Origin of the sequence: Bosea sp. F3-2, from assembly GCF_008253865.1 — a bacterium.
Taxonomy (GTDB): domain Bacteria; phylum Pseudomonadota; class Alphaproteobacteria; order Rhizobiales; family Beijerinckiaceae; genus Allobosea.
In genome coordinates, this window is the sequence record NZ_CP042331.1 from 1,949,128 (window position 1) to 1,971,664 (window position 22,537).

20 protein-coding genes and 4 pseudogenes are annotated in these 22,537 nt (G+C 64.9%); 8 read left to right on the forward strand and 16 right to left on the reverse strand.

From position 1 onward, the window contains the following. Positions 1–441 precede the first annotated feature (441 nt). The 5 genes and pseudogenes from FQV39_RS34125 to FQV39_RS09060 form a co-directional block, all read right to left on the reverse strand. Positions 442–2,298 (reverse strand): calcium-binding protein, encoded by a 1,857-nt coding sequence (locus tag FQV39_RS34125; RefSeq protein ID WP_149129991.1) that lies wholly within the window; start codon positions 2,296–2,298, stop codon positions 442–444. Between the two features lie 345 nt (positions 2,299–2,643). Further along, complete coding sequence (locus FQV39_RS09045; protein WP_149129992.1) at positions 2,644–3,882, reverse strand: flavin monoamine oxidase family protein; 1,239 nt, start codon at positions 3,880–3,882, stop codon at positions 2,644–2,646. Then, on the reverse strand, positions 3,879–5,423 hold the full coding sequence (locus FQV39_RS09050) for a cation:proton antiporter (RefSeq protein WP_149129993.1): 1,545 nt from the start codon (positions 5,421–5,423) through the stop codon (positions 3,879–3,881). The genes FQV39_RS09045 and FQV39_RS09050 overlap by 4 nt, the downstream gene beginning before the upstream one ends. 245 nt (positions 5,424–5,668) lie before the next feature. Next, entirely contained in the window at positions 5,669–6,313 is a 645-nt protein-coding gene (locus FQV39_RS09055) for a pyridoxamine 5'-phosphate oxidase family protein (RefSeq protein WP_149133745.1), read from the reverse strand. 76 nt (positions 6,314–6,389) lie between these two features. After that, a pseudogene (locus FQV39_RS09060) lies at positions 6,390–6,947 on the reverse strand (MBL fold metallo-hydrolase); the annotation flags it as partial. A gap of 185 nt (positions 6,948–7,132) precedes the next feature. On the opposite strand from FQV39_RS09060, the gene FQV39_RS09065 reads away from it, so the two are divergent. After that, entirely contained in the window at positions 7,133–7,432 is a 300-nt protein-coding gene (locus FQV39_RS09065) for a hypothetical protein (RefSeq protein WP_149129994.1), read from the forward strand. Positions 7,433–7,447: 15 nt separating this feature from the next. Here the strand turns inward: FQV39_RS09065 and FQV39_RS09070 are convergent, their stop codons facing one another. Together FQV39_RS09070 and FQV39_RS09075 are read right to left on the reverse strand one after the other, a co-directional pair. Continuing rightward, entirely contained in the window at positions 7,448–8,113 is a 666-nt protein-coding gene (locus tag FQV39_RS09070) for a cysteine hydrolase family protein (RefSeq protein ID WP_149129995.1), read from the reverse strand. Positions 8,114–8,298: 185 nt separating this feature from the next. Next, positions 8,299–8,728, reverse strand: a pseudogene (locus FQV39_RS09075) (anthrone oxygenase family protein). Positions 8,729–8,761: 33 nt separating this feature from the next. Here FQV39_RS09075 and FQV39_RS34355 point away from each other — a divergent pair. Beyond that, positions 8,762–8,895 (forward strand): annotated as a pseudogene (locus FQV39_RS34355) (transposase); the annotation flags it as partial. 155 nt (positions 8,896–9,050) lie between these two features. On the opposite strand, the gene FQV39_RS09085 reads toward FQV39_RS34355, so the two are convergent. Then, complete coding sequence (locus tag FQV39_RS09085) at positions 9,051–9,803, reverse strand: DUF899 family protein (RefSeq protein WP_149129996.1); 753 nt, start codon at positions 9,801–9,803, stop codon at positions 9,051–9,053. A gap of 238 nt (positions 9,804–10,041) precedes the next feature. On the opposite strand from FQV39_RS09085, the gene FQV39_RS09090 reads away from it, so the two are divergent. From FQV39_RS09090 to FQV39_RS09115, 6 genes and pseudogenes are all read left to right on the forward strand, one after another. After that, positions 10,042–10,503 carry a methyltransferase family protein gene (locus FQV39_RS09090; protein ID WP_248313300.1) on the forward strand — a complete coding sequence of 154 codons (462 nt, stop codon included), beginning with the start codon at positions 10,042–10,044 and terminating at the stop codon, positions 10,501–10,503. A gap of 151 nt (positions 10,504–10,654) precedes the next feature. Continuing rightward, positions 10,655–10,813, forward strand: a pseudogene (locus FQV39_RS09095) (VOC family protein); the annotation flags it as partial. Between the two features lie 369 nt (positions 10,814–11,182). Next, positions 11,183–12,238 (forward strand): alpha/beta fold hydrolase, encoded by a 1,056-nt coding sequence (locus FQV39_RS09100; RefSeq protein ID WP_149129998.1) that lies wholly within the window; start codon positions 11,183–11,185, stop codon positions 12,236–12,238. Positions 12,239–12,325: 87 nt separating this feature from the next. Continuing rightward, on the forward strand, positions 12,326–12,781 hold the full coding sequence (locus FQV39_RS09105; protein ID WP_149129999.1) for a (2Fe-2S)-binding protein: 456 nt from the start codon (positions 12,326–12,328) through the stop codon (positions 12,779–12,781). Positions 12,782–12,791: 10 nt separating this feature from the next. Beyond that, on the forward strand, positions 12,792–14,993 hold the full coding sequence (locus FQV39_RS09110; protein ID WP_248313301.1) for a xanthine dehydrogenase family protein molybdopterin-binding subunit: 2,202 nt from the start codon (positions 12,792–12,794) through the stop codon (positions 14,991–14,993). A gap of 63 nt (positions 14,994–15,056) precedes the next feature. Continuing rightward, positions 15,057–15,713, forward strand: a complete 657-nt coding sequence (locus FQV39_RS09115; protein ID WP_149130001.1) for a VOC family protein — start codon at positions 15,057–15,059, stop codon at positions 15,711–15,713. 322 nt (positions 15,714–16,035) lie between these two features. Here FQV39_RS09115 and dhaK read toward each other — a convergent pair whose 3' ends face one another. Genes dhaK through FQV39_RS09155 form a run of 8 tightly spaced genes read right to left on the reverse strand, consistent with a single transcriptional unit; the run spans position 16,036 to position 22,535 of the window. Further along, entirely contained in the window at positions 16,036–17,022 is a 987-nt protein-coding gene (gene dhaK, locus FQV39_RS09120) for a dihydroxyacetone kinase subunit DhaK (RefSeq protein ID WP_149130002.1), read from the reverse strand. Next, positions 17,019–17,474 (reverse strand): hypothetical protein, encoded by a 456-nt coding sequence (locus FQV39_RS09125; protein WP_149130003.1) that lies wholly within the window; start codon positions 17,472–17,474, stop codon positions 17,019–17,021. Before FQV39_RS09125 ends, dhaK begins: the two co-directional genes overlap by 4 nt. After that, positions 17,471–19,075, reverse strand: a complete 1,605-nt coding sequence (gene ptsP / locus FQV39_RS09130) for a phosphoenolpyruvate--protein phosphotransferase (protein WP_149130004.1) — start codon at positions 19,073–19,075, stop codon at positions 17,471–17,473. Before ptsP ends, FQV39_RS09125 begins: the two co-directional genes overlap by 4 nt. Before the next feature lie 6 nt (positions 19,076–19,081). Then, positions 19,082–19,360: an HPr family phosphocarrier protein gene (locus FQV39_RS09135; RefSeq protein ID WP_149130005.1), complete on the reverse strand. Its 279-nt coding sequence runs from the start codon at positions 19,358–19,360 to the stop codon at positions 19,082–19,084. Positions 19,361–19,398: 38 nt separating this feature from the next. Further along, positions 19,399–19,797 (reverse strand): dihydroxyacetone kinase phosphoryl donor subunit DhaM, encoded by a 399-nt coding sequence (gene dhaM, locus FQV39_RS09140; RefSeq protein ID WP_113511725.1) that lies wholly within the window; start codon positions 19,795–19,797, stop codon positions 19,399–19,401. Positions 19,798–19,801: 4 nt separating this feature from the next. After that, entirely contained in the window at positions 19,802–20,404 is a 603-nt protein-coding gene (gene dhaL / locus FQV39_RS09145) for a dihydroxyacetone kinase subunit DhaL (protein WP_149130006.1), read from the reverse strand. A gap of 3 nt (positions 20,405–20,407) precedes the next feature. Next, the gene (locus tag FQV39_RS09150; RefSeq protein ID WP_149130007.1) at positions 20,408–21,421 is read right to left on the reverse strand and encodes an ABC transporter ATP-binding protein; all 1,014 of its coding nucleotides are present in this window, start codon (positions 21,419–21,421) and stop codon (positions 20,408–20,410) included. Next, the gene (locus tag FQV39_RS09155) at positions 21,414–22,535 is read right to left on the reverse strand and encodes an ABC transporter ATP-binding protein (protein ID WP_149130008.1); all 1,122 of its coding nucleotides are present in this window, start codon (positions 22,533–22,535) and stop codon (positions 21,414–21,416) included. The genes FQV39_RS09150 and FQV39_RS09155 overlap by 8 nt, the downstream gene beginning before the upstream one ends. Between the last annotated feature and the right edge of the window lie 2 nt (positions 22,536–22,537).

Here is a 22,537-nt window from a genome sequence, read left to right on the forward strand (position 1 = left end):
GGGGCGTTTTCGGAGGTCGGCCAGAGTGATCCACCCCGTTGAATTGGTCCACCCTGAAGTATGTGTTTTGGCAGACAGGAGGACCGAGATGCCGAAGAATGTGAATCAGCACCGAAGCAGGACCCAGGGCAATATGCGTGCCATCTTACTGATTTAATACGTCAACTTGGAAGATAGCTGAGGTCCCGATCGGCGCCGATTCGTACCCCAGAAAGAGCAGAAGCCGCGTGTCAAATCAAAGCATTGCGGTGATCTGAGGTAGGGTCCTGCTTCGGTGCTGTTTCACAGCCTTGCCCGGAATCGGACATTTACATGCTGGGGAACGGGCCCGTTGGCTCCCCTCGCCGCCGCTTGTTCCGACGATATCCTCCCCGTCGTCCCTCCCTCACGGTTGGGCTGTTTCATCGAGATCATTGAGCATCAGCGATCGCCGCCAACGCCCTAGGAGAAAACGATGTCGTCGGTCGAAAGATCGGAGAGCGAAACCCCTTCGATGAGGATGCCGTAGTCGTCGCGGCCGGCGATGGCGAAGTAGACGCCGTCCGGCGTGCCCCGCGAGGCTGCGAGGAAATCGTCGTAATCGTAGACGAAGCCTGCCTGTTCGAACCGGATCACGTCGTCGCTCTCGGTATCAAAATCGGTGATGCGATCGATGCCGGAATGACCGATGTAGAAATCATTCCAGACAAACGCATCGGCACCGGCGCCACCGGTCAAGAGATCGGATCCGTAGAAGTCACCGCCCTCGAGGCGATCGTCTCCGGCGCCGCCGTCCACCCGATCGGATCCGGCGCCGCCGCGCAGCGTGTCGTTGCCGCTCCGTCCCGCGAGCACATCGTCGCCAGCATCGGCGACCAGGGTGTCTTCGCCGTCGCTGCCGCGCAGCGTGTGGTCGAGGCCGGAGCTGTCCCGGACCTCAACCTCGAAGTCCTCGACATTGACGAAGCTCAGCCCCCCGAAAGATCCGGTCGCCGCATCGAACTCGACCGGGCCGGTAGCGCCATAGGTCGTCAACCGCAGCCAGTCGCGTCCTTCGCCGCCGTCGATCTCTCCTTCCAGCGCATGCCCATCGGTGTTGCCAATACCGAAGCCGTCATTGCCTGCACCGCCGTCCAGCCGGTCATAGCCGGCGTACACATGGGACAGCCAGTCGTCTCCGGCGTTGCCGAAAAGTGTGTCGTCGCCCCGGCCACCATGTAGCTGGTCGTTGTCATTGCCGCCGCTCAGACGATCCGAGCCGGAGCCGCCATTCAGCGCATCGTCGCCCGCGCCGCCGAACAGGCTGTCGTCGCCCTGAGAGGAGTAGTCCGCGCTATCGCCCCAGAGCTCGTCGTTGCCGAGGCCACCTTCGATATGATCGTTGCCGTTGTTTCCCTGGATCAGATCCGCCCCCGCGCCGCCGTGAACCAGATCGCTGCCATCGTCGGCCGATATTGTGTCGTCGCCGGGGGAGCCTTCGAGCTGGTCGTCGCCGGCGCCGCTCGCGATCTCGACCGAGCTCAGCCCGGCGGCATTCAGCCTGTCGTCGCCACTGCCGGTCTCGAGGACGGCATGCTCGAAGTTGCGAATGATCGTGCTGCTCGAAGCGGTGCCGCTGGCGAAGTCGAGCGCGAGATCGTCGCCGCTTTCGGCCTCCTCGAGCCGCAGCGTGTCGCTGCCCTCGCCGCCATCGAGCTCAGCCGAAGACAGGGTTGCTGCAATGCTGTCATCGCCGGTGCCGCCGAAGAGCCGGTTGGCGCCGATCCGATCGATAATCGTGTCGGCACCCGCTCCGGCATCGACGACGTCGGCGCCGAGAGCGCTGGCCGTGTCATCCAAGGCGGGCCAGGGCTGCCCGATCAGATCATTGCCCACTCCCGTCGAGATCACGTCGTCGAAGCTGCCACCATTGACCCAGTCGTCGCCGTTTCCGGTCGTCAGCTCGAAGCGTTCGATCTCCCGGAAGAAGGTGTGCTCCTCGGTATTGGTCTGGTAGCCGACGGTGCCATGGCCGTTGGTTCCATTGAGGAAGACGGTGCGGCCCTCGTCTGACAGATCGACGACCAGCGTGTCCAGGCCCGCGCCCCCAGTCAACGCGCCGCTTGTTCCAATAAGCACCAGCCGGTCATCGCCCGCACCGCCCTCCAGCCGGTCATGGCCGCTCGCGCTGGTCAGCACGTCGTCGCCCGCACCGCCGTAGAGAAAATCATTGCCTTCTCGGCCGTCGAGATTGTCATGGCCAGCGAGCCCCCAGATCCGGTCCTCCTCCAGCGTGCCAGGTAGAGTATCGTCACTGTTCGTTCCAAAGGTCGTCGCCATGCGCCGCCTTCCTCCGCCGACGTCTCGTTAGGAGGACTATAATGGCGGCGAGATCAAAATGTAATAACTCTCTACCGATTTTAACTTATGACAACCGTAACAAAATTCAGAATTATATGAATTTACCTCGAATTTATGCTCATTATCCAAATAATGTACTTCATTTAACAGATTAGATAACCTGACTCATCCAAGAGAAGTGGTCCTCTTTAAATACGGCTTTGAATTGAATGGAAAACGAGAGAAGGCGCGAGGGCGGAGCACAAGCGTTGAAGTGTGAGATCGCCTGCGTTACCGGCGATAGGCCTTTCATTTGTCTCGTCGCTCTCATGGATAATCAGGCCTCTAAACCTGCAAATCAGGCTCCCGCGATTTTAGGGCGGCTCGTGCGGCAGCAAGGCCGGTCTGAAAGGCACCATGCGCGGTCGAGAAGTCATGCGTCGAGCAGGCCTCGCCGGCAAAGAAGAGTCTGCCATCGACATCCCCGGCGAGGATCGCCCGCGCCTTGGCATGGCCGGGCAGTGCGTGGCTGTAGGAGCCCAGTGAGAAGGGCTGGCGCCCCCAGCGCGATTGCGCGATCGGCTTCAGCCGGCTCCTGATCCTGGAGCCGAAAAGCCCGGCCAATTCATCGAGTGCGAAAGCGGCAAAAGCGCCGCCGTCGGCTTCGAATTCGCGGGCGGCCTCGCCGCCTACGAAGCCCTCGATCAGCGGCCGACCGAACGGCCGAAGATGGTAACTCGCCGTTCGTTTCACAGACGGATTACCCAGGACCTGCGTGTCCGGTTCGAAGCCGTCGCAATCGGACAATTTGAAGATGATCTTGTCAGCCAGGCCGAGGGGGAGCGCGCCGGCGGCATCGATGTGATCCGAAGCCTGAGGCGGCAGACGTATCGCACCGGAGGCAAGTACGTCGGTCGGGACCGTGACGATGACGCGCGCCGCCTCGATCTCGCCTCTAGCGCTGGTCAACCGCAATGCGTGTCCCGATGCGTCGATGCGGGAGACCGGGGTATTCACGGCGACCGGCACGTCCTTCGCCGCGGCAGCGACGAGGCTGCCATAGCCCTCGGTAACGCGCCAGTTCACGCCGGTCTCATTGTCGGCATAAGCGAGATAGTCGCGGATCGAAAGCTGCTCCAGCTCCGTGCCATTGATGTAGGTGCTGAGCGCCTCGAGATAGGGCGTCCAGCGGTCGCGGGCGTCCAGAAGGTCCGAGGCGCGATCGCTGTCGGGCGGCGCCTCACGCAGGCGCTGCTCGAAACGGGCGAAGGCCGCGCGTGCGGCGCGCTGGTCGGCTGCGGGAAAGCCGAGATCGCGAAACTGGACGCCCCATGGCGGCGTGGTTCGGTCGAGGTGAAAGCCGAGCTCCGGTGCCAGCGCGGCCCAGGCGTTTCGATCCGCCGAATGGAGCCAGCCACAGCCGAGATCGAAGTGCAGGCCGTCGCTGAAGACGGTGTGCGCCCGCCCGCCGATCCTGTCCGTCGCCTCGATCAGAAGCACGTCGAGCCCGGACGCGGCGAGATGCCGGCCCGCTGCGATGCCGGCCGCGCCGGCCCCGACGATCGCGACATCGAGCGGCTTCATGTGGAGCCCTCCCGCGGCGCGGCACCGAGCTCCAGCCAGTCGAGCTCCTCCTCGAGCCGGTGGAAGGCGTCGTCGCCGATATTGCCGTGCTGCCGCAGATCGAATGCGGTTTTGCGCGCAGCCGCGAGCGCCGTCCGCCGTAGGGCATTATGGTCGGTATCGAGCCGCGCGGCTCGCCCGGTCTGCTCCAGCATGTCGCGATACTCCTGCCGGATCGCCGCCGCAGCCGCCGGAAGCGCGCCTTCGAGCGATCCGATAGCGGCCTCCAGCGCGGCCTTCCGCGCGAGGGCGAACTCGCGGTCGACGGGGTGATCGTCACTGATGGCGAGATAGCGCAGCAGCGGCGCCAGTGTCAGCCCCTGGATCAACAGCGTGCCGACCACGACGGTGAAGGCACAGAGCAGGATCATGTCGCGATGAGGGAAGTTCGCGGGAAGGGCGTAGGCGGCGGCGAGCGTGACGATGCCGCGCATGCCGCACCAGGCGACGACGATGCTGCCCTTGATGTTCTGGAGAGAGGCCGCCTTATCGCTCACGCCAGAAGCTCGGCCCGAGATCAGGAGGGCGAGCGCCCTGTAGGTCGCTACCCATGTCAGCCGCACCACAATGACGGTTGCGAGGACCGCAACCGCGATCCAGGCATATTCGACGCGCTGTGCGGCATCGAACCCCTCAAGGATCGGCTGCAGTTGCAAGCCGACCAGCACGAAGGCGAGCACCTGGAGCACGAAGACGGTCGTCTCCCAGACCGCATAGGAGGGGATACGCAGCCGCGCGCTTGTCACGGCCGGAGCCGTCCGCGCGAGAATGATGCCGTAGACCACGATGGTGATGATCCCGGACAGATGTAGCCGCTCCGCCAGGATCCAGACACCGAAGGTCGTGATGAACTGCACGATGATGGCGCTTGGTGGATCCCGAAACAGCACGAGCAACCGCACCGCAGCCAGGCCGAGGAGCGTGCCGAGAACGATGCTGCCGACCGTGACAATCGCGAAGGCTGGCAGTGCGCTCGTCAAGCTGAAACTGCCGGCCGCCACAGCTCCCACCGCCAGGCGGTAGATCAGCAGCGCGGTCGCGTCGTTCAGCAGGCTCTCGCCCTCGAGGATCACGACGATGCGATGTGGCGGCCGCACCTTTCGCAGGATCGCCGTCGCCGCGACGGCATCGGGAGGCGCAACGATCGCTCCGAGTGCGATCGCGGCGGCCCAGGGCAAGTCGGGCACGAACCAGCGTGCCACGATAGCGACGGCAGCGGTCGTGACGCCGACAGCAACGAAAACTAAGCTGGACACCGGCAGCCAGTTCCGGCGCAAGTCGCGCGGCGAGCTATCGAAGGCGGCGTCAAGCAGGATCGGGGCGACGAACAGGGCGAGAACAAGCTCCGGATCCAGCGCGATGCGCGGCGCATTGGGGATGAAGGCAAGGGCCGTCCCACCGATGGCGAGCACGACCGGGTAGGGAATGCCCGCCCGTCGCGACGCCGCCGCGAGGAGGACAGCCCCGAACATGATGGCGAGGATTGACTCGAACAGGACCATGCCGTGCGAGTTTATCGCTGATTGTCGCGGTGTCGATCACTGTCGATCGGGACGTCGACACTGTCGTATGGCGACGTATCAGCTCGGGCATCACAGAAGCCATGCCTTCGGTCGGCTAGGATTGACTGAAGGCGGGCAATGCTGGCGCATTCTGGCGGAGACGCGCCAAGAACGGACGTTGGGTTGCCGCCCGAAAACCGACATCACCGATGGGCTACCGGTAGAACCGCCAATCAACAATCTGGTCATTCCCGTGCCTGGCCCAGCCGATCCCTCAGGCTGCGGTTCTCATCTTCGAGAGACGCCAATCTGGCTTTGATCGGTGCCAACAATTCTGCGACTTCCGCCTCGCTGAAACGCGGCGTGATGTGCCGCGGACAGTTCCAGTCGAAAGCTTCGATCGTGATCGTCACGGCACGTTCGACGCGAGCTGCATAGCCAGGAACGCTCAGCCTCGTCTCCAGCGCTGCATTGATGGTCGCGTCGACGACATGCATGCGACCGAAGATCTTCAGACGACGCTGATGGGCATAATCCATCAGGAACAACGAAACCCTGTCATTGCCTGAGACATTCCCTGTCGTGATGTATTGTCGATTGCCGCGAAAATCCGCAAAGCCGAGCGTCTTGTCGTCGAGCACGCGGAGAAGGCCGATCGGTCCACCGCGGAACTGGACGTAGGGCCAACCCGTCTCAGAGACAGAGGCGAGGTAGAACCCATCCCGTTCGGCGATGAACGCCTCCTCATCCGGCCCAAGCTGGTCGTTGCGAAGCGGGCCTTCAGAATCGAGCGTGCCGTCGATCCGCGCGTACTGCGCCGCGCTGCCGTAGTGCCGACGCTCGCGCTTCACCGCTGGTGTGGAGGCGATTTCGAGATATTTGTGAAGCATCAGAGCCTCCGTGGAGGATAGCTGAGCCGGTGTCCCCCGGCTCAGAGGGATGGCGAGATTTGCGCGTGGCTTGCGCTCACACCTGCTGGGCCCATTCGGCAGCAAGCCAGCGCAGTCGCCCGCCATCGGAAACGATGTGACCGAGCCCTGGGAACGGCATGTGCGTGGCAGCGATCAACGCCTTCTCCTCGGCCGCGCGCGGGAAAAAGCGGGCTCGCATCGCTTGGGCCGCCGCTGGATCCTGCTCGAACAGGAAGCCAATATCCGTCGCTACTGGGTGGATCGACGGGTGGAACAACATGTCCGACACCATGATTAGGCTCTTGCCGCCGTCCTCGACGCGCACACCGATATGTCCAGGGGTATGCCCCGTCAGGTCGACGATCGAGACACCGCGGGTGATCGTGCGCTCGCCATCGATCGCTTGCAGCTTGGGATAGAGCCGAACCATTTCGGCCGATGCATCAAAACTGCTCTTCAGGAAATCGGGAGCGGCCGCGCGCTTCGCGGGGTCGGTCCAGTGGGCGACGTCACGCCGATCGACATAGAGCTCGGCCTTCGGGAAGTTCCGGAGCCCGCCTGCAACCAGTTCACCGACGTGATCCGTGTGCATATGGGTCACGAAGCCTCGGTCGCCGGAGATCGATGAAGCTAGGTTGACGCGTGCGGGAACTCATACGCCGACAGGGGGACCGAAAGGTCACGTCGGCCAGATGAGGACTGTGCTTTCCTAAATCGTAGCACTCGATCATGATGCCGGTAAGGCCAGTTGAGGCGTTTTTGCGGGTTAGCGAGCGGCGCGATCAGGGATAACGGGCATTGGCCGTCGTGGTCATTTTTAAGCAAACTGCGGTGCGCAATTCCGCCGCGGCGAGTGAGCTGAACCAGCGTCGGCGACACCCGCGACATGGCAGGTGCAGCCAGACAGCGATCATGGATGGCGCCGGCTGGCGATCGATCCATTCGGCCTCATCCGCCTGCACTTCCACCCGCTTTCTGGCCGCCGGCTCCGGCGTCGCGCATGCCCTGGCGCCGGGCCTGGACGAGCCGGTTGAGCTCGATCATCTGGGGCACCTCGAAGCTGGAATGGCGCAGCAGCGCGTCGGTCAGGCAATGTGACACGACCTGCCGGTTTCAGGGCGCTATTGGCGCCGCTGCCGCGGCCTGTGTGAGGACGCGACAGAACGTCTCCATCTCCGTTTGAATCGCGTCGCCGAGGAAAGCAAGGCTTTCGAGCGAGCGTTCGGCGGCCTGTTTGTCGCCAGCACCGCAGGCATCGCGGACGATGACCGGAATTAGGCCGAGGTCGGCCCCATGCCGCACCGTCGGCTCGATGCCGATCTCCAGAGCCACGCCCACGATGGCGAAGGCTGTCAGGCCGCAGTCGCGGAGCGTGATGGCCAGGGGGGTGCCCTCGAAGGCCGACATGGTGATCTTGTCGAAGACCGCCTCGTCGGCCTGAGGCGCCAGTTCGGGCACGATCGCGAAGCCAGGTGAATCCCGCAGGAACCATGGCCTGACCTGGCTCGGGTCGTCGACGCGTTGCCAAGCCATTGCCATCCGGAACTGGAACGCGCCCATGAGCTTGGGCGGCAGCGACAGATGCCGCATGAAGATGATACGCAAACCAGCCTGGCGCGCTGCCTGCACGACCCGCTGCACGCGTTGGATCACATCCGCCGCATCCGTCAGCTGCCGCAGGATGCCGATCTGCATGTCATAGACGATCAGCGCCATCCGATCGGGACGGCAGAGGTCTTCCAGGGTCTGGGGCACCTGGACCCCATAGGCCACGTGCATGGTGCCGCCTCCTTGCGTGAAGCCGTTCATCCTACCGCAGGAGCCGTCCGCCTGCGCTTCGTCCTTGTCGCTAGAGCGGGATGAGGAAAAGTGCGAAGCGGTTTTCCGCCCGCATCCCGCTCTAACTCTTTAGAATCGATCACGGTTTATGATTTTTGATCGATCCGATCAAAAATCATCGTGATCTAAGTCAGTGCCGCCCAGAGAAACACCAGCGTGGCCGCGAAGCCGAGGCTGGTGCGCACGGCATGCAGCCTGCCCCATTGCCTGATCAGGGTTCGTGTGGGTGGCCCCGCATGGGCGGGTGCGATCGCCATGAGACGGTCGTTGGTGGGCCTGATGCCCAATCAGCGTGTAAGGCCAGTTCGCGCCCAGGATCACCGCGCCGAAAAGCCAACGCCCATTGTCTGTCAGCCACCAAGCCACAACACCAAGGACGAAGCCGACGACGACAAGCGACGCCTGCATGGCAAGGCCGTGCTTGTACGCAGGTTGCCACTCCGCCAGGAGGGCTCGGTCATCGAGAGAAAGCCGGGCCGGTTGCTCAGCGATGTTGATGTACACCGCCGCGCCCGAAAAGATCGCGGCTACGATCAATGCGAGCAGGCCTGCCACCATGATGCCCTCCCGCGAACAGAATGCCATGTCAAAGGCAAAGCCGTCCGCCACGCCATCCGCGCCGCCGGCGCCCGTCTCATCTTCCTGCCCAAATACTCGCCCGACCTGAACCTGATCGAACAGGTTTTCGCAGGCTCAAGACCCTCCTGCGCAAAGCCGCCGCCCCAACGGTCGAGAGCGCTGTGCCACCATCGGCCAGTTCCCGACAGCTTCACGTCCCAGGAATGCGCCAGCGACTTCAAAACGCCGGCTATGCATCGATCTCAAGGCAGAACGCTGTAAGGCGCTATTGAGGGAGGGCAGTGGGCTTTCGGGCTGCTCACTCGCAACCCTCGGGCCGACCATATTCGATCTGCTCGTTGGCGTCGGGCCGCCCTGCGGGAGTGAGGTCCAAGAGGGTCCACATCGGCTCGACCGTGCCGACATGTCGTGGATCCTGCCCCGGCTCGGGCGGCAAGAACAACAGCTCGGAGGCCCAGCTCAGCCTAATCACCCCGTCGGCACCCTTATGAAATACGGTGAGGATCGGCGCCTGCTGTCCCTCCTCATCCTCGCCATGATAGTCTCGCTTGAAGCTGCTGTTGGCGGCCGAAAGCAGCTTCAGATTGCGCCAGCCCCGATGCGCCACGAAGGCCGCAACCCGCTCGATCGGCGCCTTGGCCACAGCCGCGATGTTCGCTCCCAGGCCTTCAACGTGCGGTACCGCTCCCTCCCAGTTGTCGAGCAAAGCCGTGCAAGATGGGCACGGCCCTTCCTCTAGCGGCAGCTCTGCCATCAGCCCGCTGCTCGGCCCTCGCCGCTTGTCGCTGCGGTGCCGGGGGAACATGTAATGATAGAGGATCAAACTGTCGGTGCCGGGCCGAAACAGTTCAGACAGCCGCACTTTCGCGGGTGCCCCCTTTGCGTCGATGTGGTCGAATTCGTAGTCCTCGGGAACGGCCCCGCCTGGCGGCAGCGCTCGGATCTCCGCGGCCACTGCCTCTATTTCGCGCCTGAGTGCGACCTCGCGCTGCAGCAGCTTGTTGCGAGCGGCGCGATACTCCGGGGTTTCATTTGGAAAGGTCACACCCATGGACAACTCCGTCTCAGGGAATGCACTTTCTTATAGCACAACTGCAGCGGACCTGAGTCCATCGGCCTTTCGGAACGTATCGATAGCAAACCTCATGCGGCTCGCGTCTGCCAACCGCTTGTCGATCGACGGCAGCGCCTCGGCGAACCGGATCCTTCAGGCGAGCCCTGGGCGACAGGTGATGATACAATCGCGGTGAAGGAATTCGGGCGGCGGCATGAGCGAGGCGAGGAGGAGTTTGCGCGACAATTCAGGCGCAGCGATACGGCCGCCGATCGCCTGGGCGCTCGCGGCGATCGCCGGGCTCGCGCTCGACTGGCTCTATCCGCTGCCATTCCTGCCGGCGGACCTGCCGGCGGGCTGGCTCGGCGGCATCGTGTTCCTCGCCGGCCTGGCCCTGCTGATCTGGGCGGCGACGACCTTCCGCCGCGCGGGGACGCAGATCCCGACCACCCAGCCGACGACGACGATTGTCGCCGAGGGGCCGTATCGCTTCACGCGCAATCCGATCTATATCGGCATGTTCCTCGGCCTCATCGGCCTCGCCGTCGCCTTTGATAGCCTTTGGATCATCGTCCTGTTGGTGCCGTTCTATCTCGTCGTCCGCTACGGCGTCGTCGCCCGCGAGGAGGCCTATCTCGAACGGAAGTTCGGTGACGTCTATCTCGCCTACAAGGCCCGCGTCGGGCGTTGGCTGTAGCCACGGAGCGTGGCAATCGGCTGGAACGCGAACGACGGGAACGGGTGGTTTTCTGCCGGTCCGCTTCCGGCCTGAGTGCACGGACCTTCATCGACATGCATCAAGCACGTATATGTCGAGGTATGTCGTCAAGGCTCGTGAGGGAAATTCGATGCCCGGAAAAATCGTCACCTGCCTGTGGTTCGACCATGGCGAGGCGCGCAAAGCGGCGGAATTCTACGCGGCCACCTTTCCTGACAGCCATGTCGGGCAAGCGCTTCAATCTCCATCCGATTACCCTGGCGGTGACCAAGCTAGCGAGTTGACCGTACTCGCGCCTGCATGACCAGCCGCGAAATTTCGACCTTGGACGGCATGAGGCCCTGTGTTTACCTCGGAACTTCTTTACGGAGCTATCGATGAGCGGTTCGAGGAGATGAGCATCGCTCTGATCGGGAACTGCCCTCTCAAATTCTCCGCCACGATCAAGGCGGAGCTTCCCAAATGGGCCGGTCTCACCCGAGCCGCCGGCATCAAGATCGACCCGCCCTGAGCGGCGGAACGCTATATCCGTCGCTCCCTTTCCAGCAGTAATGTCCAAAAACCGATTGGCCTAACCAAGATTGGGGGCATCGCGCTGACCTAAGACTCCGACACCGAGGCGGCGGAACGTGTCCGAAGCACTGCGTAGGAGAACATCATGTCTTCATCGGCATCACCCTCCCGGCGCAACCTGCTTGCCGCATCGGTCGCGGCCGGCGCAGCGGCAAGCCAGGTCGCCGTTCTGGGGCTGGTCACGCCGGGAGCTGCCCAGACCAGCACCCCCTCCTCCCCGGCCACCGGACCGGGCGGCCACACTGCCTTTGCCGCGCTGAAGCAGATCAACGCTGGCGTTCTCGACGTCGGCTATGCCGAGGACGGCCCGGCCGATGGCCCGCCGGTGCTGCTGCTGCATGGCTGGCCCTACGACATCCATAGCTATGTCGATGTTGCTCCGATCCTGGCCAAGGCCGGATACCGGGTGATCGTCCCCTATCTGCGCGGCTACGGCTCTACCCGCTTTCTCTCGGGCGAGACCCCGCGCAACGGCCAGCAGGCGGCGCTGGCGACCGACATCATCGCCTTCATGGACGCCCTGAAGATCGAGAAGGCGGTGATCGCCGCCTATGACTGGGGCGCGCGGACCGCCGACATCATCGCTGCGCTCTGGCCCGAGCGCTGCAAGGCGCTGGTCTCGGTCAGCGGCTACCTCATCGGTAGCCAGGAATTGAACAAGGCGCCTCTGCCGCCCAAGGCCGAGCTGCAGTGGTGGTATCAGTACTACTTCGCCACCGAGCGGGGCGCAGCCGGCTATGCCAAGTACACCCATGACTTCGCCCGGCTGATCTGGGAGCTTGCCTCGCCGCAGTGGAAGTTCGACGACGCGACCTTCGCGCGCTCGGCCGCGGCCTTCGACAATCCCGACCATGTCGCGATCTCCATCCACAACTACCGCTGGCGGCTTGGCCTGGTGCAGGGCGAACCGCAGTTCGACGCGCTGGAGCAGAAGCTCGCCAGCTTCCCGGGCATCGGCGTGCCAACCATCACCATCGAAGGCGATGCCAACGGCGCCCCACATCCGGAGCCGGCCGCTTATGCCAAGCGCTTCACTGGCAAATACGAGCACCGGCTGTTCAAGGGCGGCATCGGCCACAACCCGCCGCAGGAAGCGCCGCTGGAATTTGCCAAGGCAGTGATCGACGTCGACAGGTTCTGAGACAGGTGAAGGGCGCGCTGCCGGGAGGCGGCGATCGATGGAAGTGCGGTTCAGTGCAATGCATCCCGCCGACAAGGAGATGATGCCATGGCTTTCACCATCAAAATCAACGGGCAAACGCGGCGCGTCGATGTCGATGACGATACGCCCCTTCTGTGGGTCCTGCGTGACGTCCTGGGAATGACCGGCACGAAGTTCGGCTGTGGCGCAGCGCTGTGCGGAGCCTGCACCGTCCATGTCGACGGCGTGCCGACCCGCTCCTGCATCACGCCCATCGACAGCATCGGCACCTCGGCCGTCACCACGATCGAGGCGGTCGGCGCGACCGCGGCCGGCCGCAAGGTCCAGAGGGCCTGGCTCGACCTGGAAGTCCCGCAATGCGGCTACTGCCAATCGGGCCAGATCATGTCCGCGGCGGCCTTGCTGGCGAGCAATCCAAAGCCGAGCGACGCCGACATCGACGACGCCATGTCCGGCAACATCTGCAGGTGCGGCACCTATGTCCGCATTCGCGAAGCGATCAAGCAAGCTGCCGCGAGCTGACAGGGAGGCGATGATGCTCAACACCCAGCATGGGCCTGATGCCCCCGAACAGGCCAAGTCAGACACAGCAACGCGCCGCTTCTTCTTGCGGGCCGGAGCCGCCGCGAGTGGCGGGCTCCTGCTCAGCCTGAGGCTGCCCTTCGCCGGGAGTGAGGCCGAGGCCGCACCGGCATCGACATCTTTCACCCCGAATGCCTTCATCCGCATCCAGAACGACGGGCAGATCACGCTGACCATGCCCTATGTCGAGATGGGACAAGGCACCTACACCTCGATCCCGATGCTGATCGCCGAAGAGCTCGAAGTGGAACTCAGGCAGGTCCGGCTGGAGCATGCGCCGCCCGACGAGAAGCGCTACGCCAATCCGCTGCTCGGTGTGCAGGCGACCGGTAACTCCAATGCGATCCGAGGCGCCTGGAAGCCGCTGCGCCAGGCAGGCGCGACGGCGCGCACGATGCTCGTCACGGCGGCTGCAAAGCGCTGGAACGTCGATCCAGCGGCCTGCCGTGCCCAATCCGGCGCCGTGATCCACACCGCAACGGGTCGGCGTCTCGCCTACGGAGATCTCGTTGCCGATGCTGCACAGCTTCCGGTGCCCGAAAACGACCCGCTTAAGCAACCGCAGGACTTCAAACTGATCGGCACCCCGGCCAAGCGCCTCGACCTTCCCGCGAAGGTCAACGGAACGGCGGTCTTCGGCATCGACGCCCGCCCGCCCGGCGTGAAGATCGCGACGCTCGCGCAATCGCCCGTCTTCGGCGGGCGCGTGAAGAGCGTGGACGACAAGGCTGCCAAGGCCGTCAAGGGCGTCCGCCAGATCGTCCGGCTGGACGATGCCGTCGCAGTCGTCGCCGATCACATGGGCGCGGCGAAGAAGGGGCTGGCCGCTCTGGTCATCGAATGGGACGAGGGGCCGCACGCCAAGCTGACAACCGCGGCGATCGCCGCCGAACTCCAGCAGGCGACGCTCAAGCCGGGTGCCGTCGCGGAGAATATCGGCAATGTCGAGCAGGCGATGGCCGACGCGGCCACCAAGGTCGAGGCGACTTATCAGGTTCCGTTCCTCGCCCATGCGACGATGGAGCCGATGAACTGCACGGTCCATCTCCGCAAGGATGCCTGCGAAATCTGGGTCGGCAATCAGGCCGTGGCGCGAGCCCAGGCCTTCGCGGCGAAAGCCGCCGGCCTGCGCCCCGATCAGGTCGTCATCCACAATCACCTGATCGGCGGCGGTTTCGGCCGCAGGCTTGAGGCTGACGGCGTCGCTCGCGCTGTCGAGATCGCCAAACAGGTCAACGGCCCGGTCAAGGTCGTGTGGACACGCGAAGAGGACATCCAGCACGACATGTACCGGCCGATGTTCTTCGACCGGCTCACCGCCGGTCTTGACGCGCAGGGTCGGCCGATCGCCTGGAATAACCGCTTCGCCGGGTCCTCGATCATCGCGAGATGGCTGCCGCCTGGCTTCAACAACGGGCTCGATCCGGACACGACGGAGGGAGCCATCGACCTCGTCTATGATCTCCCGAACCTGCACGTCGAATATGTGCGGGTGGAGCCGCCGGGAATCCCGACGGCGTTCTGGCGCAGCGTCGGGCCGTCGCACAACGTCTTCGTGACCGAGAGCTTCATGGACGAGCTGGCGGCGGCCGCGAAGCAGGATCCGGTCGCCTATCGGCTTGCGCTGCTCGGCAAGACGCCGCGCGCCAGGGCCGTGCTCGCACTCGCGGCCGAAAAGGCTGGCTGGGGCGAAAAGCTTCCCGCTCGCACCGGCCGCGGCGTCGCGATCCAGAACGCCTTCGCGAGCTATATGGCGCTGGTTGCCGAAGTCGAGGTCGCCAATGACGGCACCGTTCGCGTAAGGCGCGTCGTCTGCGCGCTGGATTGCGGCACCGTCGTCAATCCCGATACCGTTCGGGCACAGGTTGAGAGCGGGGTCATGTTCGGCATCACCGCCTTGCTCTACGGCGAGATCACGCTCAAGGATGGGCGCGTCGAGCAAGGCAATTTCGACAGCTACCAGATCCTGCGGATGAATGAGGCGCCGCGCGTCGAGGTTCATGTCGTCCAGAACCAGGAGCCCCCCGGCGGTCTCGGAGAGGCTGGAACGTCGCTTGTCGTGCCGGCCGTGACGAACGCGATCTTTGCAGCCACTGGCACGCGCCTACGGAAGCCACCGGTCGACCGATCCCTCCTGCAGCAGAAACAATAAGCAGAGCGCGGCGGGTTCTAAACCGCAGCCCGTCCGAGACCCAAGAAACCCAGGGAGCTCGATATGAACGACACTCAAGGACGCAGCCAAGCCGCAAACGGAACCGCCGGGGCACAGGCCACAGACCTCAAGCTCGAAGTCGTCGCCATTCCGGTGGCGGATGTTGATCGCGCGAAGAGCTTCTATAGCGGCCTGGGCTGGCGGCTGGACGCCGACTTCCCGGTGAGCGACAGCTTCCGGGTCGTGCAGTTCACGCCTCCGGGCTCACCGGCTTCGATCCATTTCGGCACCGGGATCACCGCGGCCGCGCCGGGCTCGGCTAGCGGGCTCTATCTCGTCGTCTCCGACATCGAAGCGGCGCGGACACAACTCGTCAGGGGCGGCGCCAAGGTGAGCGAGGTGTTTCACCGGACTGGCCCGGGGCAGCCGGCGATCAACGGGCGCGATCCAGAGGGGCGCAGCTACCTCTCCTATGCCACCTTCAGCGACCCGGACGGCAACAGCTGGCTCCTGCAGGAGATCACTCAGCGCTTTCCAGGGCGTGTGGACGGCGGCGATACCACATATACGTCCGCGGGCGACCTCGCGGCCGCGCTGCGGCGTGCCGCGGATGCGCATGGCGAGCATGAAAAGCGCACCGGCGAGCACGATCAGAACTGGCCCGACTGGTACGCTACCTACATGGTGGCGGAGCAGAGCGGCGCAACGCTGCCCACCTGAGCAGTGCTGCGACGGCCGTCTGCAGCGGCAGCACGAAGGCCCTCCGGAAGAGCGTGTAAGATTTGTCTGCGGGAGCGCCTCAGAACCTGACCGACTTGCAGAACGCAGAGGTGCTCGCTGCCATCTCTCCGCATCACTCCTCGAGGCCCCGCCATGGACCACAGCTTCGACGCCATTATCATCGGGGCCGGACAGGGCGGCCCCTCCCTGCGGCGCGGCTGACCGCCTCGGGTGGAATGCTGACGTTCACGATATGACCGCACCGCGCTACAACCCGACATTGGGCCTCGCGCCGATAGCCGACATTCGAAAGTTGCGGTGCTTACCCCCATCGTAGCGCAGCCGTATGGACCGGCGCGTCCCAGAGTTGGATCATGCTGTCGTCCAGCGCCGTCACGGTTAGCGAACAACCGGCCATGTCCAGAGAGGTGACGTAAGACCCAACCAGCCCACGTGCGATGGCGAGACCGCGTCCCGCCAAGACGCGCCTTGCAGCATTGGCCATCAGATAGAGCTCCATGGCGGGCGTCCCGCCGAAGCCATTGACGAGCAGCAGGCAGGGCGCGCCGCTCTTCAGGGAAAGATCGTCGAGGATCGCGCCCATCATCTCGTCGGCGATAGCGTCCGCCGTTGCCAGCTTCACGCGCCGCCGGCCCGGTTCGCCGTGGATGCCGACGCCCATCTCTATCTCGTCCTCGCCGAGCGTGAAGGTCGGCTTGCCGGCTGCAGGCACGGTGCAGGAAGTGAGGGCCACGCCCATCGAGCGGGTGCGCCGGTTGACCTCCTCGCCGAGGGACTTCAGCGCATCGAGCTCGCGGCCCTGCTCGGCGGCGGCGCCGACCATCTTCTCGACGATCAGCGTGCCTGCGACGCCACGCCGGCCGGTGGACCAGGTCGAGGCCGGGACCGCGACGTCGTCATCGGTGATGACGGTCGCGACTGGGGTCTCGGCCATCTCGGCCGCCATCTCGAAATTCATCACGTCGCCTTCATAGTTCTTGACGATGAAGAGCGAGCCTGCCGCCGTGCCGACGGCGTTCACCGCCGCCAGCATCTGATCCGGCGTCGGCGAGGTGAAGACCTGCCCCGGACAGGCGGCATCGAGCATGCCCGTGCCGACGAAGCCGGCATGCAAGGGTTCATGGCCTGAGCCCCCACCCGAGATCAGCGCGACCTTGCCGGGCTTCAGCAGCTTGCGCCGAACGAACTTCTCCTCTTCGCCGAGCATGAGGATATCGCCATGGATGGCGGCGAGTCCCTGGAGGCTCTCCGACAGAATGCTGTCGACCGCGTTGATCAGCTTCTTCATAGACTCTCCCCCTGCGCATCGGCTTCTTCGTCGGCGGCAGCCGGGATCAGCGATACCAGGCCGCGCGCGACCCCCAGCACGATATGGTCGGCCCGGGCATTCAGGTCGGCGCTGCCGAAATCCGGCAATTCGACCACCAGCCGCCGCATCGGCCGGGCGGTGTCGACCACCTCCAGGCGCCCGGGATGCGCCGCCCGATAGGCGCTCAGGAAGGCCTCGCGTTCCGGCGGCGCGAAATGGCAGACGTGGAAAATCGTCTCCAGATGCTGGACCGGCACGGGCGTGACATAGGCGGGGCTGATGATCTGCGAAATGAAGCTGCGGTTCTTGCCGATGGCTTCCGCCAGCCGCTGCCGGGTGCCGGAGGGGCGGTTCTCGATGACCGCGCGCAGGATCGCCTTGTACGCGGCCAATGGCGAAGGGTCGGTCGGGAGGGTTTCGGGGCTGGTCATGCGTCCGTCCCTGGCTGCGAGAGATCGACCTCGCGGATCGCTTCCTTCGCCATCGCCAACAGCGCGGGAGAGACCGATACGGCCCGGACGCCGGCCCGCAGCAATGCGGCGATGGCGCGCGGATCGCCTCCCGCATCGCCGCAGAGACTGACTTCTCGACCAAGCTCGGCGCCATGGCGCGCGACATGGGCTATCATGGCGAGCACGCCGGGATGCAGGACGTCGGCATAGGCCGCGACCTCCGATCCATCGCGCGCGGCGGCGGTCGCGTATTGCGTCAGATCGTTGGAGCCAATCGAGAAAAAGGCGGCGTCGAAGCTCGCGACCGCCATGGCGGCGGCCGGAACCTCGACCATGATACCGAGCGCAGGCGCTGCATGCGGCAATCCTTCCGCCGCGAGTTCCGCCAGAACGCTGTCCAGCAGCACTCTCGTTTGTTCCAGTTCCTGCGCTGCGGTGACCATAGGCAGCATGACCTTGAGCGGGCCCAGGCTCGCCGCCCGGGCCAACGCCCGCAATTGGACGCGGAAGACGTCGGGATGGCGCAGGGACAGCCTGATGCCACGCAGGCCAAGAAAGGGATTGGTCTCGCCATCGATCGTGTAGCCGGCGATGGGCTTGTCTCCGCCGGCATCGAGCGTGCGGATCGTCACCGGCCGACCGCCAGCCCAGTGCAGTAACGCGGCATAGGCCTCGAACTGGCGCGCCTCATCCTGCAAGGCCTGCTCGACGAGGAACTCCGTGCGGGTCAGGCCGATGCCGTCGCAGGCCTCTGCCGGGAAGCCGGCGACATCGGCCATCCCCGCGACATTGACCATCACGGCGATCGGGGTCCCGTCGCGGGTCAGCGCAGGCTCGCGCTTGCGGGTTTCCGCCTTGCTCCGCACGTGGCCGAGCTCGTCTGCCCGCCGTCGCGCCTCGTCGATGCTCGCGCGCGACGGGCCGGTCAGGACGAGGCCTGCCATGCCATCGACGACGACCGTGCCGGAGACCGCCTCCCAGTCTGAGCCGATGCCGACCACCATCGGCACGCCACGCCCGCGCGCCAGCATGGCGACATGGCTGGTCGGACTGCCGGCCCCGAGCACGATGCCGCCGCCTTGCGACCAATCGATGCCAAGGAAGGCGGAGGGCGGCAGATCCTGCGCCAGGATGACGGCGCCGGGCGGCGCATTCGTCAGTTCGGGCAAGCCGAAAAGCTGGCGCAGAACCCGGTCCCGGATATCAGACAAATCTGTGGCGCGGGCGCGGAAATAGGCGTCGTCGGACGCCTCATATCCCGCGATCTCCTCCGCCAGCGCCTGTCGCCAGGCCGCGTCAGCCGGCACGCCGCGCTCGATTGCTGCATAGGCGCCCTCGGTCAAGGCGTCGTCTTCGAGCAGCGCCACCTGAAAGCCCACGATATCGGCAGCCTCGCCGTGAAGACTGGCCGCCAAGGCCGTGACGGCCTGGAGGGAAGCGGCAACGGCGTCCGCCAGAGCCTGTCGCTCACTTGCGACCGGGCCCTTCACGCGCCGCATCTCGCCGACTGCGCGAAATGCCACCGCCGGGCCGAAGGCGAGCCCGGTCGATGCGGCGAGGCCGGAAAGGCGGCGTTCCATCACGCCTCACTCCTCATCGAACTTGCGTGCGACGATATCGACGAGCGCAGCGAGCGCAGCGGAAGCATCTTCGCCGCTGGCCTTGAAATGCAGCACTTCGCCCTGGGCCGCCTTGACGCGCATGATCTTCACCGGGCTCTTGGCATCGGTCCACGGGCCGGCCGCGCTGGTGGCGACCTCGATACGGGAGCCGAAGCGCTTGGCGATCTGGGTAAGCTTCACCGAGGGCCGGGCATGAAGCCCGATCTTGTTGGTGAGCAGGGCGCTGGCCGTCACCTCCTGCATCCTTGCATTCCTCTCGCTACCTTTGGCCGACATGTCATTCATGCCGACATGAGTTCCTCGGCGGTCGCCTGCACGACGGCCAGCGGCGAGCCGCCGGACGCTTCGGTCGCGGCCATCACGGCGCCTTCCACAATCGGTGCATTACAGATGACGATGCGCTCGCGCCGCTCCTCCGGCATCATTTCCACCGCCATCTCGCTATTGGTCTCGGCCCCGCCGAGATCGACCAGGATGGCGACGCCGGCTTCCGACCATGCCTTGTCGATCGCCGCCATGATGGCGGCGACATCGGTGCCCAGACCGCCTTCGGCATTGCCCCCCGCCGCGGCGAGCGGGACATTGTCGCCGACCATCTGGCGGACCATATCGGCGGCGCCTTCGGCGACCTTGGCCGAGTGCGACACGATGACGATGCCGACATTCTTGCTGGCTGGCATGCTTTCAGGCTCCGATGGCGTTGCAGATTGCCGTGGCGAGCAGCGCCGATGAGCGTGCCCCGGGGTCCATATGGCCGATCGAACGCTCGCCCAGAAACGAGGCGCGTCCACGAATGGCCTTGAGCGGCACCGTCGCCTCGGCCGCGTCCCTGGCGACCGCGGGAAGGCGCTCCGTGAGGTCGGCGCCGCCTTCAGCGAGTGCGGACTGCAGCGGCGCCAGCACGTCGAGCATGGTCTTCTGGCCGAGATCGGACTTGCCGCGCGCCTTCACAGCCTCGATCGCCACAGCCAGCGCCCGCGCCACATCCTGAATTGTCGGCTCCGGCGGCAGCTCCTTGCCGAGCGTCATGAACAGCGTGCCGTAGAGCGGTCCGGAGGCGCCGCCGACTTTCATCACCAGTGTCGTGCCGATTGCCTTCAGGGCGTCGGGCAACGGCTTTGCCGTGATCGTATCCATGTCCGCCAGCACGGCTTCGAAACCGCGCTTCATGTTCAGGCCGTGGTCACCGTCGCCGATGGCCTGGTCGAGCGCCGTCAATTCATCGGCATGGGCGACGACCGCCGCGGTCATGGCCTCGATCAGCTTCTTCTTCAACGCGTCGTCCATGGCTCACCTCACCCGCTGGCCGTCGGCATCGAAGAACAGCGGCTTGAGCAGGCTCACGCTCACCTCGTCGCTGACATCCAGGCCTTCATCCGGATCGACCAGGCTGACGATCTGCTGCTGGTTCACTGCGATATGCAGGTGGTTCTGATCGCCGAGCCGCTCGATCCAGTTGACCTTGCCCGTCACCGCACCGTTCCTGGCCTTGGCGATGGCGAGATGTTCGGTGCGCACGCCAATCGTGGTCGTGTTGGCCGGCGCCTCTAGATCGGGGAAGAGCGCGCGCGGCAGCAGGTTGATGCCGGGGCTGCCGAGGCGGGTGGCGACATAGATGTCGGTCGGGTCCTCATAGATGCTGCGCGGCGTGCCGATCTGCACGAGGCGGCCCTGGTTGATCACGCCGATGCGCGAGGCCAGTGTCATCGCTTCGGTCTGGTCATGTGTCACGTAGAGGATGGTCGCGCCGAGATCCTGCTGGATATGCTTCAGCTCGATACGCAATTCCGAGCGCAGCTTGGCATCGAGCGAGGAGAGCGGCTCGTCCATCAGATAGATCGACGGGCTGCGCACCAATGCGCGGCCGATCGCAACGCGCTGCATCTGGCCGCCGGAGAGCTGCGTCGCGCGGTTCTGCAGCTTGTCCTCGATCTTGAGGAGCTTTGCCACATGGCCGACCGCGCGCCGGATCTCGTCCTCGGGCGTGCGCCTTGTGGGCGAACGCAAGGGGAAGGCGAGATTGTCGAAGACGCTCAAATGCGGATAGAGCGAATATTGCTGGAACACGAAGGTCACGTCGCGCGCGGCCGGCGGCAGCGCCGTGACATCGACGCCGCCGATGAAGATCCGGCCGTCATCCGGGGTTTCCAGCCCGGCAATGAGGCGCAAGGCTGTCGTCTTGCCCGCGCCCGTCGGCCCCAGCAGCACGACGAACTCGCCATCGGCGATGGTAAGCGACAGTGCGCTCGCGGCCTTCACCGCGCCGAACCGCTTCGAGACCTGGGTCAGCGTGACCTCAGCCATGGTTGCGCCTCGTCGTGCTGGCGTCATGCAAAGCGGAGCGGATCGCCTTTCCCGTCGCCGCATCGAACAGCGACAGCCGCTCCGGCCTGAACGAGAGACTGACGCGGTCGCCGGCGGCCACCGGCATATGGGCGGGCAAGCGCGCCTTGAGCTTGCCGTGCGGGGTGGTGACCGTCACGATCTGGGTTGTGCCGAGATATTCGGTGCCGAAGATCTCGCCCGGAAGGGCGCTGCCCTGCCGGCCCGGATCGCCGATGACGATCTGCTCGGGCCGCACACCCAGCGCCAGCGGCCCGGGCGCATGGTTCTCGCGCAGTTCCGGCAGGGTCACGGAGGCGGCATCAATGCTGACCGAGGTCGAGCCCGCAATGGTTGCGCCGTCAAAACGGATGAAGTTCATCGAGGGCGAGCCTATGAAATCCCCGACGAACATCGAATTCGGGCGGTCATAGATCTCTTGCGGCGAGCCGAGCTGCTCGATCACGCCATCATTCATCACCGCGATCTTGTCGGCCATCGACATGGCTTCGAGCTGGTCATGGGTGACATAGACCGTCGTCGCTTTCAGTCGGTCGTGCAGCGCGCGCAACTCGCCGCACATCAGATGGCGGAATTCGGCGTCGAGCGCGCCTAACGGCTCGTCCATCATGAAGGCCTTCGGCTCGCGCACGATGGCGCGGCCGAGCGCGACCCGCTGCCGGTCGCCGCCGGAAAGACCGGATATCGATTTGTCGAGCAGATGCTCGATGCGCAGCACGCGCGCCGCTTCCTCGACGCGCCGTCTTGTCTCGTCCTTTGGCACGCCCATCGAGACCAGCGGAAAACTGATGTTCTTGCGTACGTTCATGTGCGGGTAGAGCGCAAAGAGCTGGAACACCATGGCGATGTCGCGTTCGCGCGCCCGCTTGAAGGTGACGTCCTCACCATCGAGCCGGATGCTGCCGGAGGACGGCAGCTCCAGACCCGCAACCATCCGCAGTGTCGTGGTCTTGCCGCAGCCGGACGGACCCAGCAGGCAGAAGAAATCGCCGTTCTCGACCGTGAAACTGGTATCGCGCACCGCCATGAAGGCGCCGAACCGTTTCACCAGATTATCGACCCGGATCTCGGCCATGG

Excerpts from the sequence above, each read along its gene's own strand:
- FQV39_RS09055 (WP_149133745.1), bottom strand. The coding sequence starts at position 6,313 with ATGCTTCACAAATATCTCGAAATCGCCTCCACACCAGCGGTGAAGCGC.
- ptsP (WP_149130004.1), bottom strand. The coding sequence starts at position 19,075 with ATGGAACGCCGCCTTTCCGGCCTCGCCGCATCGACCGGGCTCGCCTTC.
- FQV39_RS09150 (WP_149130007.1), bottom strand. The coding sequence starts at position 21,421 with ATGGCTGAGGTCACGCTGACCCAGGTCTCGAAGCGGTTCGGCGCGGTG.
- FQV39_RS34125 (WP_149129991.1), bottom strand. The coding sequence starts at position 2,298 with ATGGCGACGACCTTTGGAACGAACAGTGACGATACTCTACCTGGCACG.
- dhaM (WP_113511725.1), bottom strand. The coding sequence starts at position 19,797 with ATGCCAGCCAGCAAGAATGTCGGCATCGTCATCGTGTCGCACTCGGCC.
- FQV39_RS09115 (WP_149130001.1), top strand. The coding sequence starts at position 15,057 with ATGAACGACACTCAAGGACGCAGCCAAGCCGCAAACGGAACCGCCGGG.
- FQV39_RS09110 (WP_248313301.1), top strand. The coding sequence starts at position 12,792 with ATGATGCTCAACACCCAGCATGGGCCTGATGCCCCCGAACAGGCCAAG.
- dhaK (WP_149130002.1), bottom strand. The coding sequence starts at position 17,022 with ATGAAGAAGCTGATCAACGCGGTCGACAGCATTCTGTCGGAGAGCCTC.
- FQV39_RS09155 (WP_149130008.1), bottom strand. The coding sequence starts at position 22,535 with ATGGCCGAGATCCGGGTCGATAATCTGGTGAAACGGTTCGGCGCCTTC.
- dhaL (WP_149130006.1), bottom strand. The coding sequence starts at position 20,404 with ATGGACGACGCGTTGAAGAAGAAGCTGATCGAGGCCATGACCGCGGCG.
- FQV39_RS09105 (WP_149129999.1), top strand. The coding sequence starts at position 12,326 with ATGGCTTTCACCATCAAAATCAACGGGCAAACGCGGCGCGTCGATGTC.
- FQV39_RS09100 (WP_149129998.1), top strand. The coding sequence starts at position 11,183 with ATGTCTTCATCGGCATCACCCTCCCGGCGCAACCTGCTTGCCGCATCG.
- FQV39_RS09045 (WP_149129992.1), bottom strand. The coding sequence starts at position 3,882 with ATGAAGCCGCTCGATGTCGCGATCGTCGGGGCCGGCGCGGCCGGCATC.
- FQV39_RS09085 (WP_149129996.1), bottom strand. The coding sequence starts at position 9,803 with ATGGGTGTGACCTTTCCAAATGAAACCCCGGAGTATCGCGCCGCTCGC.
- FQV39_RS09070 (WP_149129995.1), bottom strand. The coding sequence starts at position 8,113 with ATGCACGTGGCCTATGGGGTCCAGGTGCCCCAGACCCTGGAAGACCTC.
- FQV39_RS09125 (WP_149130003.1), bottom strand. The coding sequence starts at position 17,474 with ATGACCAGCCCCGAAACCCTCCCGACCGACCCTTCGCCATTGGCCGCG.
- FQV39_RS09050 (WP_149129993.1), bottom strand. The coding sequence starts at position 5,423 with ATGGTCCTGTTCGAGTCAATCCTCGCCATCATGTTCGGGGCTGTCCTC.
- FQV39_RS09135 (WP_149130005.1), bottom strand. The coding sequence starts at position 19,360 with ATGCAGGAGGTGACGGCCAGCGCCCTGCTCACCAACAAGATCGGGCTT.